A 14,712-nucleotide genomic window follows, 5' to 3' on the forward strand; every position below is an offset into this window, starting at 1 on the left:
TTTGTTTCTGCGCACCACTATACAGCAAAGAAATAGACAGAGCAGTCTTTATATTCTAGACAGCCAAGTCGGGGATTTTATTAACGAAAGTTTCAGCTTTGTGTGACGTTTCTAGTGGGGTTGATCGGGGTTAGGTATTACCCCCGTTTTCACGCTACAGTGAGGTCAAGCGGTTTTGGAAACACCCAAATGGGTACACCCAGATGAGGAGACTTCATGGATTCCCAACTAGTCAAAGACGATGACGAAGCCATCCGCTCAGCGCTAACGACGTTGAAAAATTCCACCAGCATTCCCGTCACCATGTACGCCACCTTGTTGGCTGATAACCGCCTGCAAATCACGCAGTGGGTTGGGCTGCGTACACCAGCGCTGCAAAACCTCATCATGGAACCCGGAACCGGCGTCGGTGGGCGCGTGGTTAACACCAGGCGCCCGGTAGGTGTGTCCGATTACGTGCGTGCGAACATCATTAGCCACGAAAATGACCAAGTGATGCAGGATGAGGGGCTGCATTCGTTACTGGCAGTGCCAGTCATCGTGCGTCGCGAAATCCGTGGGGTGCTGTACGTGGGTGTGCACTCGCCGGTGCGCTTGGGCGACAAAGTGATCGAAGAAGTCACGATGACGGCCCGTTGTCTGGAGCAAGATTTCGCGGTTAATTCCGCGCTACGGCAATTCGAAGCCTCCGTGCCTGCCACGCCGCGTTCCAACCGCAGCATGAATGGCGCGGAATGGGAACAGGTGCGTTCGACGCACTCCAAGCTGCGTATGCTGGCTAACCGCGTCAATGATGACAATATGCGCAAAGAAATCGAGGTGCTGTGTGAGCAAATGGTCTCGCCAGTGCGCGTGAAGCAATCTACGCGGCTGTCTGCCCGTGAGCTCGATGTGCTCTCGTGCGTCGCGCTGGGGCATACGAATGTGGAAGCTGCAGAAGAAATGGGCATTGGTGCAGAGACCGTGAAGTCTTATCTGCGTTCTGTCATGCGCAAATTGGGTGCACACACCAGGTATGAGGCCGTGAACGCGGCTCGACGCATTGGTGCCTTGCCGTAAAAATCTGCGTTAGCCCATAAAACAACCCATAAAAAACTATGTGAGCTCGCAATAAACTATGCGAGCTCGCACGGGCTGGTCGAATGAGACCATAAGCAACGGAGAAATCGGTACTGTTTAACACCGTGAAGGATATATTTTTAGTCACCGGTGGCGCGCGCTTGCAAGGCTCGGTCAAAGTCGACGGAGCCAAAAACAGCGTGCTGAAATTGATGGCCGCAGCGCTGTTGGCAGAAGGTACGACCACGCTGCACAACTGCCCGGAAATCCTTGATGTTCCCTTGATGCAAAACGTACTGCAAGGGCTGGGCTGTGAGGTGGAAATCGATGGTTCTATCGTGCGGATCACCACCCCAAGCAGTGAAAAGTTATCCCCAGACGCGGATTTTGAGGCGGTCCGGCAGTTCCGGGCTTCAGTCTGCGTGCTTGGTCCGTTGACTGCGCGCTGCGGTCGTGCTGTCGTCGCACTGCCGGGAGGTGATGCGATTGGTTCGCGCCCCCTCGATATGCACCAATCCGGCCTGGAAAAAATGGGCGCGACTACCCGCATCCAGCATGGAGCAGTCGTCGCGGAGGCAGAAAACCTGCATGGCGCAGAAATTAAACTTGATTTTCCCTCGGTCGGTGCTACGGAAAACATTCTGACTGCTGCAGTACTGACCGATGGAGTGACCACCCTGCATAACGCAGCACGGGAACCAGAAATTGTTGACCTGTGCGACATGCTCAATGGCATGGGCGCACAGGTAGAAGGTGCCGGGACGTCGAAAATCGTGATCACCGGCGTCGACAAACTGTACCCGATCGAACACGAAGTGATCGGCGACCGCATTGTGGCTGGAACGTGGGCCTATGCAGCGGCGATGACGCAAGGCGATATTACGGTCGGTGGCATTGCCCCGAAGCATCTGCATTTACCGCTGGAAAAGCTGCGCAGCGCGGGTGCCGAAATCGAATCGTACGAAAACGGATTCCGCGTGCGCATGGACCAGAGCCCGGTCGCTGTCGACTATCAAACCCTGCCGTTTCCGGGCTTCCCAACGGACCTGCAGCCGATGGCAATTGGCATTTCCGCGCTTGCCGACGGCATGTCTGTGATCACGGAAAACGTGTTTGAGGCGCGGTTCCGGTTTGTGGACGAGATGCAGCGACTCGGCGCGGACGCCCAAGTGGATGGCCACCACGTCGTGTTGCGTGGCATCGATGAGCTGTCGTCGACAAGCGTGTGGTCGTCCGATATTCGCGCGGGCGCTGGTTTGGTACTGGCAGCTTTGCGTGCCGACGGGGTCACCACCGTCCATGACGTGCACCATATTGATCGCGGATACCCGAATTTCGTGGAGAATCTGCAGCGTTTGGGGGCAACCATCGAACGCTCTGTTGCATAGCCAGGTTCGCTGGTGCAGCGCTTGTACGAACCGGGGTTTCGTCGGAATACGTCAGTGAATACCGGAAAACCTTGCCCGGGTGTGAGTCCTATCGGGTAGTCTGCTTGGAGTAATCACGCGCTAGATTTCGCCGAAACTTTCCGGAAAGGTTCGCACCCACATGACGGCTCACGACAATGGCCCACAGCAAAGCTCAGGCGCAGGCAAATACGTCACTGACAAACACACCATTAACCCACAGGATGAACCACAAGCGGCTCCCGCTGCCCGCGCGCACCGGTTGTCCAAGAAATATGGCTCGGGTGATACGGAAGTTGTTGCGCTTGACGCTGTCGATGTGGTTTTTGAGCGGGGGAAATTCACCGCGATCATGGGACCTTCCGGTTCCGGCAAATCCACGCTCATGCATTGCATGGCTGGGCTAGATGCGGCTTCTGCTGGGCACTCCTTCATCGGTGAGACAGACCTGTCGCAGCTTGGCGATAAAGGCATTACCGAGCTGCGGCGTGACCGGCTCGGTTTTATTTTCCAGTCGTTTAACCTGGTGCCAACACTCACAGCGGCGGAAAATATCACTTTGCCACTGAATATTGCCGGCAAAGACGTAGATCAGGCGTGGTTCGACGAGGTCACCGCGCGCCTGGGCTTGGCCAAGCGCCTGGATCACCGCCCAGCAGAGCTTTCCGGCGGCCAGCAGCAGCGCGTGGCGTGTGCCCGCGCGTTGGTCTCGCGCCCGGAGATCATTTTCGGTGATGAGCCGACCGGTAACTTGGATTCGAATTCCTCGGCAGAGGTACTGGATATTCTGCGCACTGCCGTTGATAACGACGACCAAACCGTGGTGATTGTCACCCATGATGCGCGCGCGGCCTCGTATGCCGATCGCGTGATATTCCTGAAAGACGGCACTATCGTCGATGAGCTACACGGCGCCAGCATGGACGATATTTTGCAGACCATGGCGGGAATTGAGGGCTAAATATGGCGAAGCGAACTTCCATGCGCACTATCGCCGTGCGCAATATCGTCTCGCACAAACTGCGTCTGGCACTGACGGTGCTGTCAGTGATGCTGGGCACCGCATTTATTTCCGGCGCGTTCATGTTTACCAACTCGCTGTCGTCGACCTTTGAGGCAGCCGTGGGCAGCGCCTATGAGGACGTGGATGCAGCTGTCGGTCCGGCAGAAGGCCACCCCATCATCGATGGAGAGACCGTGCAAGCGATTAGTGCCGATGAATCGGTGCGTGCGGTCAACCTGACTGAATCTACCAACGTGGTAGTCGCCAATGAGAACCTGGAGGCTTACCAAGTAGGTGGCGGTACTTCCACGTTGCAGATGTATTACCCGCCGGAAGCCAAGGTGGGAGAGGCCGACGACATCATTGACGGCGCAGCACCGCACGGTGACGGCGAGGTCATCGTCAACGACACCGCTGCAGAAGAGCAAGGCATCAGCGTCGGTGAGAAGATCATCCTGGTCGCCCCGGATGAGCGCTACGAAGTCACCGTAAGCGGAATCTACACCCCAGCCCTGGAAGAAGGATTGGGCTCGTTGTCGGTGTTGATGGAGGCAGGAGCGTACCAGCACCTGTTTAACCCGGACGGTATTGCTAGCCAGATGACCGTCGCCGCACACGATGGCACCACTTCCGAGCAGCTGGTGAACCACCTCAACGAAGTATACCCGCAGGTAGACGCACAAACCGGGCAGGCGCTTGCCGACGACTTGACCGAACAAATCAGCAACGCGCTGAGCTTCGTCAATTACTTCCTAGTTGCCTTCGGGCTGATTGGTCTGCTGGTGGGCACGTTCATTATCGCCAATACCTTCTCTATGATTGTGGCTCAGCGCATCAAAGAATTCGCGCTGCTGCGGTCTATCGGTGCGTCTCAGCGCCAGATCACCGGATCAGTTGTCGTCGAAGCTCTGGTCGTCGGGTTCCTGGGTTCGGTGCTAGGTGTGGTTGCCGGTATTGGCTTGGTTGCGGTGATCCGCGCGGTGCTATCAGCGCGTGGTATGTCCTTCGACGGTGGGGGCCTGGGTTTGTCGGTTTCCGCCGTTGTCGTGCCAATCATCTTGGGAATTCTGGTCACCATCGGTTCTGCCTGGGCGCCGGCGCGCCGGGCGGGCAGGGTGAAGCCAGTCGAGGCCATGCGCTCGACAGAATCCGCCGCGGGAGCGCCGCTGACCGTGCGCACCATTATCGGAACCATCATCATCGTCGCAGGCGTACTGGCCGCAGGTCTGGCGATGTTGTTGGACGATTCTGGAACTACTCTGCGCGCCAGCTTGGTCGGCATCGGTGCCTTCTTAGTAGTCGTCGGCTACTTCATGGCTGGACCGGCATTCAGCATGGGCATCGTGCCCGCGCTGGGACGGGTCATCGGAGCACCGTTTGGCTCCATGGGACGGCTGGCTTCCACGAATGCGCGCCGCTCGCCACGCCGTACCGCTGCCACGGCATTCGCGTTGACCCTAGGAATGATGCTGGTTACCGGCATTGGCATGTTGGGGGCGACCATGAAAAACAGCATCGGCGACATGCTGGAAGAAACCGTTACCGCGGATTTCTTGGCTACCGGCCCGCAGGATGGGTCTTTCCCAGTACCACAGGCCGTACCGGGTGCCTTGGCGGAAACCGACGGTGTGGAAAGCACAGTGACCATGCGCATGGCGCCAGTGCAGATCGCCGGCCAGGCCGGATACAACTATGGTCCGGGGTATACCTTTACCAACAGTATTGACGGCAACCCGCAGGATTTCGCCGACATGGAAATTCTGGAAGGCTCTGCGGATTTGGTTGCCCAGCCGGGAGTGTTGGTCAGTGATGAACTGGCAGAGGCGGAAGGCTGGACCGTCGGTCAGGCTTTGCCACTGACCACACTGGAAACTGCCGAAAGCTCCGATGAAACTGGTGCACCAGTCGCTGTGGAACCTGGGCATGCAACCGAAGTGACCATCACCGGCATTTACAGCAGCGAGAACGACATCTTTGAAAACCTGCTGGTTGCACAATCTGCCGTTGATGAAGTTATGGAAGGCAATACCGCACCGATCCAAATGATCGCGATAAACACCGATGATTCTGTCGGGGAAAATGAGATGCGCGAGCGGCTGATCGAATCGGTCAAGGAATTCCTGGTCATCCAGGTGAAAACCGGTGCCGAATATGCTGACGAGGCTAGCCAGCTGATCGATCAGATGCTGTCAATCCTGTATGCGTTGCTGGCGCTTGCCGTGATCATCGCGGTGCTGGGCATTATCAATACGCTGACACTCGGTGTGATTGAGCGTCGACAAGAAATCGGCATGTTGCGCGCAGTTGGTGCTTACCGGGGACAGATTCGCACGATGATCATTGTTGAAGCCGTTCAGATTGCGCTATTCGGTGCCATCATGGGAATTCTTGCGGGTCTTGGCCTGGGCTGGGCGTTTATCGACGTGCTGGCAGGTGAAGGCCTCGGCGGAGCGGTCATTCCGTGGAACCAGGTGCTGATCATGCTGGGTGGTGCGGCAGTCGTGGGCGTGGTTTCCGCGTTGTGGCCAGCACGCAAGGCTGCTAAGACACCACCGCTGGAAGCCATCGCGGACTAGCATGAACGATATGGACAGCACGACTGAACCCAAAGATGTTGGTATGGCGAAACGCACCTGGAAGGGGCACTCTCTAGGTTTCTGGGTGCTCGAGGCGATCAGCGCTTTCGCACGGTTTTATATGGCCTATATCTGGATCAGTGCTGGCTCCGCCAAATTGAATCAGCACCTGTCCGTGACACAGACCATTGAGGGCTACGAAATCTTCACCCCGGAATGGTCTTCGGCGTTGGCACATCTGATTGGCCCGCTGGAGATCGCCGGGGGAGCATTCCTGCTTCTTGGTTTGTTCCTGAAACCAGCAGGCTGGGTATCGACGACGGTGTTGGTGCTGTTTATCATCGGTGTAGGGTCCGCATGGGCGCGTGGGCTGATGATCGATTGCGGTTGCTTCACCGTCGACATCAGCGAATCGGATCAGGCTATGAACTATTTGCGGACAATCCTGCGGGATGTGTTTTATATCTTCTTAAGCGTGTGGATTGCGCGCAGACCTTTCCGACGCTTAGCTATTTATCCGTAGGCGGCCGTTTATCCTTAACCGAGACCTTATCGCTAGCGAAAAACAACGAAGAAATAGGTGGATGAGTGAGTAAGAAAGTAACTAACCCAAACCAGAAATCGAGCGCGGGCTTTATCGGTGCCATCGTCGCGGTGCTGGTCATCGTGGTAGCAGTGATTGCGTATATCGTCATTGCTGGCCAGGGGGCGAAAGCAGAGAAATTTGCCAATTGGGAGATCAAGCAAGTTTCCGCAGAAACGAGTTTTGACGACAACACCCTGACGTTTGGTGATGCCGACAAGGCCCCACACGTTGATCTGTATGAGGATTTCTCCTGCCCGCACTGTGGAGAGTTGGCAGAAGCTACGGATGCTGAGGCTCTGGAAGAAATCAACGCCGGGAACCTGGCTGTATCGATTCACCCTATGACTTTCCTGGATCACCAGAGCGATGGTCATTCCACCCAGGCAGTTGCCGCCCTGCTGGCATTAGCTGAGCATGACGACGTCAACGCCCTGTGGAACCTGCGTGAAGCTATGTTCGAAAACCTGCAGGATATTGTCCGTAGTTGGGGCCCTGATGATTTCGCTGATGCGGCCGCACAGATGGAAGCATCTGACGAGGCTGTCGAGGATATTCGCAACGGCAAGTTCCTGGAGAAGGCCCGCGAAGCTGGCGAGGCCAATGGTAAAGACCTGGAATCTAAGGTCGATCGCGTTTCCACCCCGCGCGTTCTGATGGATGGCAAAGACTTGGAAGTTGAGGACATTAACGACTGGGTGAAAGTTGCTGTTGAGTCCAAGTAATGCGCGCTAAGCACAGGGCTGATCTCGAAAGCTAGCACAGCTTCATAGACACCTCCTGCGCTCAGGCTAGGATGGAAGAATCTTCCGAAAACCCTGGCTGAGCGCAGGATTTGTTCACCCTCAAGGTGAAAGTGTAGACTCAACATTCGTTGAACAGACGGCGAGGAACACCGGGTCATCGCTGTGAGTTTCAACCTGGGGCTATGGCGCAGCTGGTAGCGCACCACACTGGCAGTGTGGGGGTCACGGGTTCGAGTCCCGTTAGCTCCACTTTTTGCATTTCCCCTGGTCGTTAATGACCGGGGGTTTGCCTTATCCTTTTAGCGCCGTTGTAGAGTAATCGGCAAGCTACTCCAGCCGCCGACCGGGTGCTCATCGCGCTCGCCGTGCTGGTTTTCACCCGCACGCACATTCGTCGCTGAAAGCAGCTCCTCAACAAAAGCGCCGATTTCCACCATCGACAAATCCTTGCCGGGGCACGCATGTGGCCCAGTGCCCCAGACCAGATTCTTCTCGGCATTCCCCTCTGGATCGAAGCCGTCTGGGTCGGAAAATGTCTCAGGGTCACGGTTTGCAGCAGTCCAGTGCAAATACACTCGCTGACCTTCGTCGATCTGCTTGCCACCCACCGTTGCCGGGCAGGTACTGACCCGCCGGTTAGAAACAAACGGATCGTCAATGCGCAAGATCTCGTCGACAAGCGACACCAGCTCCTCGGAAGACACGCCGGAGCGGATGCGCTCTTGCATAGCAGTGTTTTTTGCGAGCGCGTGCAACAAAACTCCCACGCATTTCGCCATCGAACCAAGATCACCGCCGGTCCAGTTGCGTAGGATGGACACGATCTCGTCGAATTCCAACTCGCGGCCCAAACTGGTGTCATTGATCAAGCGGTAGGTCACGCAATCTTGCCCGGCAGCACGAACCTCGCCGACGACCTCGTTGATGATCTCGTCGTATTCCTGGGCCACCCGGGCGGTGCGGTGCTGCTGCCCAGAGCGAGTGGCGGCCGCGTTTTTCTCCACCCATTCCTTCAGCCGGGGCTCAATCGCGCGTGGCCACCCCAGCCACGCGACCATGGCGCGCACCGCAAAATCGTAGCCCAAATCTTGCACGGCATCGACACTCACGTCATCACCGGTAGCGGGGGCGTCGGCAAGATAACCGTCGATGACCTCGCGGGCCACCCGGTGAAAATCTGCGCTGTAACGGGCAACCTCGTCGGCATTCAGGTAGTTATCCAGCAAGCGTCGGAAAGCGCTGTGCTTGTCGCCATCCAGCCCGTTTGGGATTTGCAGGTAACGCGAGACCGCGGAGCTAAAGGTTTCGGCATCCTGGGCGACGCGGGTGACCTCGTCATGGCTCACGATAACGACATCTCCGGCGTCGTCATGCGCAATCGGGCAGCCGTGAGCATGGACGTCGTGGGAATAAGCCAACGGATCACGCCCGGCCGGGTCGAAAGTGCGAATGTCTAGTTTGTCAGGGGAAGAAGATAGTTTTTCAGACACAATTTCGAGGCTAACAGATATTTTCGTGCTGAAATAAGAAATGTGAGATGGAAAATTCTGTCCAATAGCAGCAGTGCAAACCGCTAAACTGGAGGGCATGAAAAAGACTGCTAGTTCGAAGAAAGACACCGGAAAAAGCAGTGCACGCAAGCTGGCTGCGAAACCCATCGGAGGCGGCCGTGGGACGCGAAGCCTCCTGTTTTTCCTGCCTGCGATTTGGTTGGGGTTGATCATCGGTATTTCGTTGATCGAGGCGCCACTGAAGTTCACCGCCCCAGGGATCACCATTCCGCTGGGGCTGGGCATTGGTCGGCGGGTGTTTTTTGCGATGAACATCGTCGAGGTCATCCTGGCCGTCGTGCTCATGACGACGCTGGTGCGGCTGCTGGGTCGGCCGTCGCGGCAGAAACTCTGGGGCCTGGGCATCGCGATTAGCGTGGTGCTGGCGATCAAAATTCTGGTGATTCGTCCGATCCTGAACATCCGGACCGATGCCGTGCTGGCCGGAAATTTTGCAGGTGGCTCGACCACGCACTATTTTTACGTCGCTGCTGATGCTGCGTTGTTTATTTTGCTGATCACGTTCATGGTGGTAGTTACTCGCCGGTTGCTGCCGAAAAACCCGCAGGCTTAGGGCTTAGCAGTTTTTTAGTGGGGTCGCACCCATCGGCGAGCTAGCACCGAGCTACATCCACTAGCTCGCGTCGCCTTTCCTGATCCGGACGTCTTTCTCAGCCCGGCCGTCCGTATTGCTGAGCCCATGGGCGTCGTCCATGGTGTGCAAACGTGCCTTCTTCCGCTTGGATTTCAGCCACATCGTGAAAAACATATAGCCCAGCAGGGCGAAGGTAATCCAGGTGACGTAGCGTTCGATCGTTACCAGCGTCTCGCGCACCGTAGCGCCGAAGGTCAGCCCCAGATATACGTAGAAACACTTCAGCGCGATGGCATAAACCAACACATAAGCACCGATGATCCAGCCCTTGGCGCGTTTAATACCGGCAATGACGACGATGATCGTGGCAGGGATCGGCGAAAAGGGGATAAACGACAGCAGCAGACAAAAACCCGGGTGGCGGTAGATGAAGTTTTCCAGCTTCCGGAACCACAACGGCGGGTGCCCCATAAATGAGTAATCGATAAACGATGGGCCCCAGCGCTTGCCGATCAAGAAAAACAGCGGCAAAAACTTCACCATGCTTACAGCCGCGACCAATACCGCAGCGACGATCAGGCCGACGTTATCTTCGTTTTCTGCCGTCAGCGCGAGCACCGACAGGCTGGAACCGCTGAGCACCGTGTATACGAAGGTGTAATCGATCAGCAACACCGCGCGGAACGGCAGCAGTACAAGACCGTAAATGCCAGAAGCCGCCAGTAGACCCCACAAAATCCAATCGAAGCGCTGGAAATTTCGCATGAAACTTGGCAGTTGCTGCTGCCAGGAATCTGTATCCTTATCGGTGTGATTCGCCTCCGCGGTGCCATCGCTCATAACGATCCTTTATAGCACCTCACCATTAGCGTTTTATAGTGCTGGGATGCACGCCTGTTGTGGCCTGACACCGCGCGTATCATCGGCGGATATGACACAAACATTCGTGAAACGCCCGAATGAACACCGCGCCGCCGAGGCGGAAGCGGCCGGCCTACGCTGGTTGGCCGAGGCCAGTGAATGCGTGCCAGCGGTGGTGTCGCTGAATGCAGAACGCAACGAATTAGAGACCGCCTACGTGGAATCAGCCGCGCCTACCCCGGAGATAGCTCGGCGTGCGGGCCGCGAATTAGCCCGTATTCATGCCGCTGGAGCCCCGGCTTTTGGCGCACCACCCCAAGGCTGGGATGGGCCGAATTATATCGGCACCGAACAGCAAGAATGCACCCCGAGCGATGAGTGGGGCGAGTTTTATACCCGCCAGCGTGTAGAGCCGTTCGCGCAGGCAGCCAACCGGGCAGGAAATCTTGCCGACGATGAACTAGCCGTGGTTATGCGCGCCTGTGAAGCCATTCGTGCTACTGAATGGAATCTGCGGCCTGCCCGCATCCACGGCGATTTGTGGACGGGCAACCTGCTGTTTGGTAGCGACGGGCCTGCGTTCATTGATCCCGCAGCCCACGGTGGGCACCCGCAGACTGATCTGGCGATGCTGGATCTATTCGGCACCCCGTATTTCGACGAGATTGTCGCCGGTTACCACGAGGTGTCGCCGTTGCCGAAAAATTGGCGCGAATTTATTCCGATGCATCAGCTGCACCCGCTGGCGGTACACAGCCTGACCCACGGCGCTGCGTATGCGGGCCCGTTGCAGCGCGCGGCACAGACAACCTTGCGGATTCTCGGTTGATTCTAGGCCAATGCTGGGTTAAAGCTGGGTTAGCCGCGCCACCAGTCGTCGGCAAGCGTGGCCGGTAGGTGACGCTTGTGCTGGCCTGCGTCCCACAAATTTTCAATCCGAGCAGCCGCCTCGGCGCTGACCTCGCGGCCCTCCAGGTAATCGTCGATTTCGGAATACCGCAGGCCCAGCGCCTCCTCGTCGGGAAGGCCCGGCCGGTTGTCTTCCAGATCCGCCGTCGGAACCTTCTGCCAGGTCGCTTCCGGGGCGCCGAGGTGGTGCAGAAGTGCCGCACCCTGACGTTTATTCAGCCCAGCCAGCGGCACAACATCCGCGGCACCGTCGCCAAATTTAGTGAAGAAACCGGTGACGTTTTCCGCGGCATGATCAGTGCCAATCACCAATAAACCGCGTGCGCCAGCAACTGCGTACTGCGCGATCATCCGTTGCCGAGCTTTCACGTTGCCGCGGTTGAAATCGCTCAAATTAGTCTCACCAACTGCCGCTGCGGCCGCCTGGTCGAGGGCAGCGGTGGCGGGGGCAATATCGATGCTGGCGGTGCGGTCAGGCCGGATGAATTCCAGTGCTAGCTGGGCATCGGCGTCGTCATGCTGTTGGCCGTGCGGCAGTCGCAACGCCCAGAACTCAACGTCCTGCCCTTCTGTGCCGTGCCCTTCTGTGCGCAGCTTTTCGACGGCCAACTGTGCCAAGCGCCCTGCCAGAGTGGAATCTTGCCCGCCGGAAATTCCCAACGCATAACCACGGGCGCCGGTGGTGGCGAGGTATTCGGCGAGGAAGCCAACGCGCCGGGAAATTTCTTCTTCTGGATCGATTAAGGGCTTCACACCCAGGGCTTTTATGATTGATTCTTGCTTATTGCTGGGGTTTTTCGGCATGGTTTTAGCCTAGTCGCCTGACACAATGTGTGTTTGTGAAAATGACCGAGACTAACCAGACTAGTGCGCGCGATATTTCCCGCGCGGAGACTGCCGAGACCCGCCGCTACGTAAAAATGGTTGCTGCATTCGCGGCCATCGGTGGCCTGCTCTTTGGCTATGACACCGGCGTGATGTCTGGAGCGCTGCTGTATATCAGCCCGGAATTTGGCATGTCTGCCGCCGAAGAGGGCCGCGTGACGGCCATGCTGTTGGTCGGAGCAGCCATCGGCGCGTTGCTCGGCGGCCGTGTGGCGGACTGGTGGGGCAGGCGCATGACACTGATCATCAATGGCGTGATCTTCTGCGCTGGGTCCATTTGGTGTGCGCTGGCTGGATCCGTCGCAGAACTGGCCACCGCACGCACATTCTTGGGAGTGGCCGTCGGTGCGGTGTCGATCGTGGTGCCAATGTATATCGCAGAAAAAGTTCCCGCCGCTGTGCGCGGGCGAATGGTCTCGTTGAATACGCTGATGATCGTCGTCGGCCAACTGCTGGCCTACTTGGTCAACTCCGCATTGGCGCCGACTGGCAATTGGCACCTGATGCTGGGCATGGCCGCGATCCCAGGTGCGATGCTGACTGCAGGCATGATCTTTTTGTCGGATACTCCAGTCTGGTTGGCGCGCCGGGGCCGTACCGAACACGCCCGTGCGGTAGCTGCCCGTGCGGGTATGTCGCTGGAAGAACTGTCCATCGTCGTCGAAGCTGAGCAACACGATGCAGGCGCGGATGGCGTGCCGGAGAGCGCGGCTGCCGGACACGCGAAGACTTCCGAGGAATTCCAAGCATTCAAGAAGCTGCGGTGGGTGCGCGTGACCATTTTGTTGGCGATGCTCATTGGTGTGACGCAGCAGATCACTGGAGTTAATGCCGTGATTTATTTCGCCCCGACGATGATGAGCGAGGTTGGTATCTCGACCACCAACGCGGTCTATACCTCCATTGTTATTGGTGTGGTCTCTGTGATTGCATGTTGGGTCGGGCTGAAGATCATTGACGTGGTTGGCCGGAAACGCTTGCTGACGTGGGGGCTGACCGGAAATATCATGTCGCTGCTGATTTTGGCTGTGACATATTCGCTTGCCGACGGCAGCACCACCTGGGCTCTGATTTCGCTGGGCATGATGGCCGTGTTCATTGCTTTCCAGCAGGCGGCGGTATCGCCAACGACCTGGCTGTTGATCTCCGAGATCGTGCCGGTGCAGGCTCGTGGCCTGGGCATGGGTATTGCCGGTTTGGCGCTGTGGGTAGCCAACTGGGCCGTTGCGCAGTTCTTCTTGCCATTGACGGAGATTATGAGCGGTTCCGGCACTTTCGTCGCCTTCGCCATGCTGGGTGTGGTGGCGCTGGGGTTTGTCCGGGTGTTTATCCCGGAGACGATGGGTCGCAGCCTGGAAGAGGTCGGCGAGGTTATGGAAAAACGCTGGGGTAAAAATAAGGATTTGAGAAAATAGTATCTGCCTAGGTAGACTGTCAGCTTGTGTTATGATCGCCGTTTTCGGGCGGTCGCTGATAATTATTGTCTACACGCTGTGTAGTAGCCGCGTACAGAAAGGAGCGCCCGATGAAGGTCCGCAAGTCGCTTCGGTCGCTGAAGAGGAAACCGGGCGCCCAGGTTATCCGCCGCCACGGTAAAACCTTCGTGATCAACAAGAAAGATCCCCGCTTCAAGGCACGTCAGGGCTAATTCACCTGGGTTTCTTCTGAAGCTTTGTGCAAGCCGCCGTCTCACTCGAAACAGAGTGGGGCGGCGGCTTTGCTGTATCTCCATAGTCCCGGAGCCCGTTGCGGGTCACTGCGGGTCACTGCGGAGCCCGTTGCGGGGCACAGTGGGGGCACGGTGGGGCACTAGGCACAAGTGGGTTGTTCGGCGGCTCGGTTCTGGTCTCACTCCCGTGAGAAATTTCCACAATTTGTTCACAGTATTGTCACATCCTGTGAAATTACATCCTTGTATAACGATTTGATAACGCTCTAGCGGGGCGTCCTGGGGAAATGCTGGCGCCGGCCGGAAGGGGGAGTTTCTGGCGGTAGTGGTAATTGCTTGGGGTGAGCTAGATGTGGGGGCTGTGAAAATCACCAGCAGGGGATTCCACAGTTGTAACTACTACATATAGTGCTATTGCGCAGATTCGCCACAAAGTATAGTGTCGATGAGGTCGAAGCGAGCCGCAGCGCTTGCCTCACGAAACTCACAATCAATGAATTAAGTACAAGAATTTTTCGCCCAATTGCGTACTGACAAGGAAGTCTCACCCATGGCAATCACCGTTTACTCCAAGCCAGCTTGCATGCAGTGCACCATGACTAAAAAGAAGTTGGACGCTCTCAACCTGGATTACGACGTTGTCGATATCTCCATGGATGATGAAGCTCGCGACTACATCATGGCACTGGGTTACTTGCAGGCCCCAGTCGTGGAGGCGGAAGGCGAGCATTGGTCCGGATTCCGGCCAGAGCGTTTGAGCGCACTAGCTGAGACCGTAGCCACCGCGTCTGCCTAGACCGCGTCTGCCAAGGCGTGCTTAGGGTGCTCCGAGCTTAGCACCTGGCAAGTACCACCTGTGATAACTCCATA

The 14,712-nt window shown here is 57.1% G+C and carries 14 protein-coding genes and 1 tRNA gene; 12 read left to right on the top strand and 3 right to left on the bottom strand.

Features of this window, described 5'->3' with window-relative positions:
- The first annotated feature begins 216 nt into the window (after positions 1-216).
- The 7 genes from ramA (at position 217) to QP888_RS04840 (ending at position 7,622) form a co-directional block, all read left to right on the top strand.
- Positions 217-1,059, top strand: coding sequence for an acetate metabolism transcriptional regulator RamA (gene ramA / locus QP888_RS04810; protein ID WP_284812373.1), 843 nt, complete (start codon positions 217-219; stop codon positions 1,057-1,059).
- A 125-nt stretch (positions 1,060-1,184) separates the two neighbouring features.
- Positions 1,185-2,447, top strand: coding sequence for a UDP-N-acetylglucosamine 1-carboxyvinyltransferase (gene murA / locus QP888_RS04815; protein ID WP_284812374.1), 1,263 nt, complete (start codon positions 1,185-1,187; stop codon positions 2,445-2,447).
- 160 nt (positions 2,448-2,607) lie between these two features.
- Positions 2,608-3,426, top strand: a complete 819-nt coding sequence (locus QP888_RS04820; RefSeq protein WP_284812375.1) for an ABC transporter ATP-binding protein — start codon at positions 2,608-2,610, stop codon at positions 3,424-3,426.
- Positions 3,427-3,428: 2 nt separating this feature from the next.
- Positions 3,429-6,044 carry an ABC transporter permease gene (locus tag QP888_RS04825; RefSeq protein ID WP_284812376.1) on the top strand — a complete coding sequence of 872 codons (2,616 nt, stop codon included), beginning with the start codon at positions 3,429-3,431 and terminating at the stop codon, positions 6,042-6,044.
- A 43-nt stretch (positions 6,045-6,087) separates the two neighbouring features.
- Entirely contained in the window at positions 6,088-6,567 is a 480-nt protein-coding gene (locus tag QP888_RS04830; RefSeq protein WP_284812428.1) for a MauE/DoxX family redox-associated membrane protein, read from the top strand.
- 65 nt (positions 6,568-6,632) lie between these two features.
- Positions 6,633-7,352, top strand: a complete 720-nt coding sequence (locus QP888_RS04835) for a DsbA family protein (RefSeq protein WP_284812377.1) — start codon at positions 6,633-6,635, stop codon at positions 7,350-7,352.
- A gap of 197 nt (positions 7,353-7,549) precedes the next feature.
- A tRNA-Ala gene (locus tag QP888_RS04840) sits at positions 7,550-7,622 on the top strand.
- A gap of 50 nt (positions 7,623-7,672) precedes the next feature.
- Here the strand turns inward: QP888_RS04840 and QP888_RS04845 are convergent.
- Positions 7,673-8,863, bottom strand: coding sequence for a cytochrome P450 (locus QP888_RS04845; RefSeq protein WP_284812378.1), 1,191 nt, complete (start codon positions 8,861-8,863; stop codon positions 7,673-7,675).
- Positions 8,864-8,960: 97 nt separating this feature from the next.
- Here QP888_RS04845 and QP888_RS04850 point away from each other — a divergent pair, with 97 nt between their 5' ends.
- Positions 8,961-9,497 (top strand): hypothetical protein, encoded by a 537-nt coding sequence (locus QP888_RS04850; protein WP_284812379.1) that lies wholly within the window; start codon positions 8,961-8,963, stop codon positions 9,495-9,497.
- A gap of 60 nt (positions 9,498-9,557) precedes the next feature.
- On the opposite strand, the gene QP888_RS04855 is transcribed toward QP888_RS04850, so the two are convergent.
- A complete protein-coding gene (locus QP888_RS04855; RefSeq protein ID WP_284812380.1) occupies positions 9,558-10,358 on the bottom strand; it encodes an SNARE-associated domain-containing protein in 801 nt (266 codons plus the stop codon).
- 91 nt (positions 10,359-10,449) lie between these two features.
- Here QP888_RS04855 and QP888_RS04860 point away from each other — a divergent pair, with 91 nt between their 5' ends.
- The gene (locus tag QP888_RS04860) at positions 10,450-11,208 is read left to right on the top strand and encodes a fructosamine kinase family protein (RefSeq protein WP_284812381.1); all 759 of its coding nucleotides are present in this window, start codon (positions 10,450-10,452) and stop codon (positions 11,206-11,208) included.
- Positions 11,209-11,237: 29 nt separating this feature from the next.
- Here the strand turns inward: QP888_RS04860 and nadE are convergent, their stop codons facing one another.
- Complete coding sequence (nadE, locus tag QP888_RS04865; RefSeq protein ID WP_284812382.1) at positions 11,238-12,092, bottom strand: NAD(+) synthase; 855 nt, start codon at positions 12,090-12,092, stop codon at positions 11,238-11,240.
- 41 nt (positions 12,093-12,133) lie between these two features.
- Between nadE and QP888_RS04870 the strand changes: the two genes are divergently transcribed.
- The 3 genes from QP888_RS04870 (at position 12,134) to nrdH (ending at position 14,638) form a co-directional block, all read left to right on the top strand.
- Entirely contained in the window at positions 12,134-13,588 is a 1,455-nt protein-coding gene (locus tag QP888_RS04870) for a sugar porter family MFS transporter (protein WP_284812383.1), read from the top strand.
- 110 nt (positions 13,589-13,698) lie between these two features.
- The gene (gene ykgO, locus QP888_RS04875; RefSeq protein ID WP_018120863.1) at positions 13,699-13,821 is read left to right on the top strand and encodes a type B 50S ribosomal protein L36; all 123 of its coding nucleotides are present in this window, start codon (positions 13,699-13,701) and stop codon (positions 13,819-13,821) included.
- Between the two features lie 571 nt (positions 13,822-14,392).
- Complete coding sequence (nrdH, locus tag QP888_RS04880; RefSeq protein WP_026167934.1) at positions 14,393-14,638, top strand: glutaredoxin-like protein NrdH; 246 nt, start codon at positions 14,393-14,395, stop codon at positions 14,636-14,638.
- Positions 14,639-14,712 lie beyond the last annotated feature (74 nt).

Source organism: Corynebacterium sp. MSK297 (assembly GCF_030232885.1).
Classification (GTDB): domain Bacteria; phylum Actinomycetota; class Actinomycetes; order Mycobacteriales; family Mycobacteriaceae; genus Corynebacterium.

What these genes read in the sequence shown, in the direction of transcription:
- ramA (WP_284812373.1), top strand. Translation starts at nt 217, where the DNA reads ATGGATTCCCAACTAGTCAAAGACGATGACGAAGCCATCCGCTCAGCG.
- QP888_RS04820 (WP_284812375.1), top strand. Translation starts at nt 2,608, where the DNA reads ATGACGGCTCACGACAATGGCCCACAGCAAAGCTCAGGCGCAGGCAAA.
- QP888_RS04825 (WP_284812376.1), top strand. Translation starts at nt 3,429, where the DNA reads ATGGCGAAGCGAACTTCCATGCGCACTATCGCCGTGCGCAATATCGTC.
- QP888_RS04830 (WP_284812428.1), top strand. Translation starts at nt 6,088, where the DNA reads ATGGCGAAACGCACCTGGAAGGGGCACTCTCTAGGTTTCTGGGTGCTC.
- QP888_RS04850 (WP_284812379.1), top strand. Translation starts at nt 8,961, where the DNA reads ATGAAAAAGACTGCTAGTTCGAAGAAAGACACCGGAAAAAGCAGTGCA.
- QP888_RS04855 (WP_284812380.1), bottom strand. Translation starts at nt 10,358, where the DNA reads ATGAGCGATGGCACCGCGGAGGCGAATCACACCGATAAGGATACAGAT.
- QP888_RS04860 (WP_284812381.1), top strand. Translation starts at nt 10,450, where the DNA reads ATGACACAAACATTCGTGAAACGCCCGAATGAACACCGCGCCGCCGAG.
- nadE (WP_284812382.1), bottom strand. Translation starts at nt 12,092, where the DNA reads ATGCCGAAAAACCCCAGCAATAAGCAAGAATCAATCATAAAAGCCCTG.
- QP888_RS04870 (WP_284812383.1), top strand. Translation starts at nt 12,134, where the DNA reads ATGACCGAGACTAACCAGACTAGTGCGCGCGATATTTCCCGCGCGGAG.
- ykgO (WP_018120863.1), top strand. Translation starts at nt 13,699, where the DNA reads ATGAAGGTCCGCAAGTCGCTTCGGTCGCTGAAGAGGAAACCGGGCGCC.
- nrdH (WP_026167934.1), top strand. Translation starts at nt 14,393, where the DNA reads ATGGCAATCACCGTTTACTCCAAGCCAGCTTGCATGCAGTGCACCATG.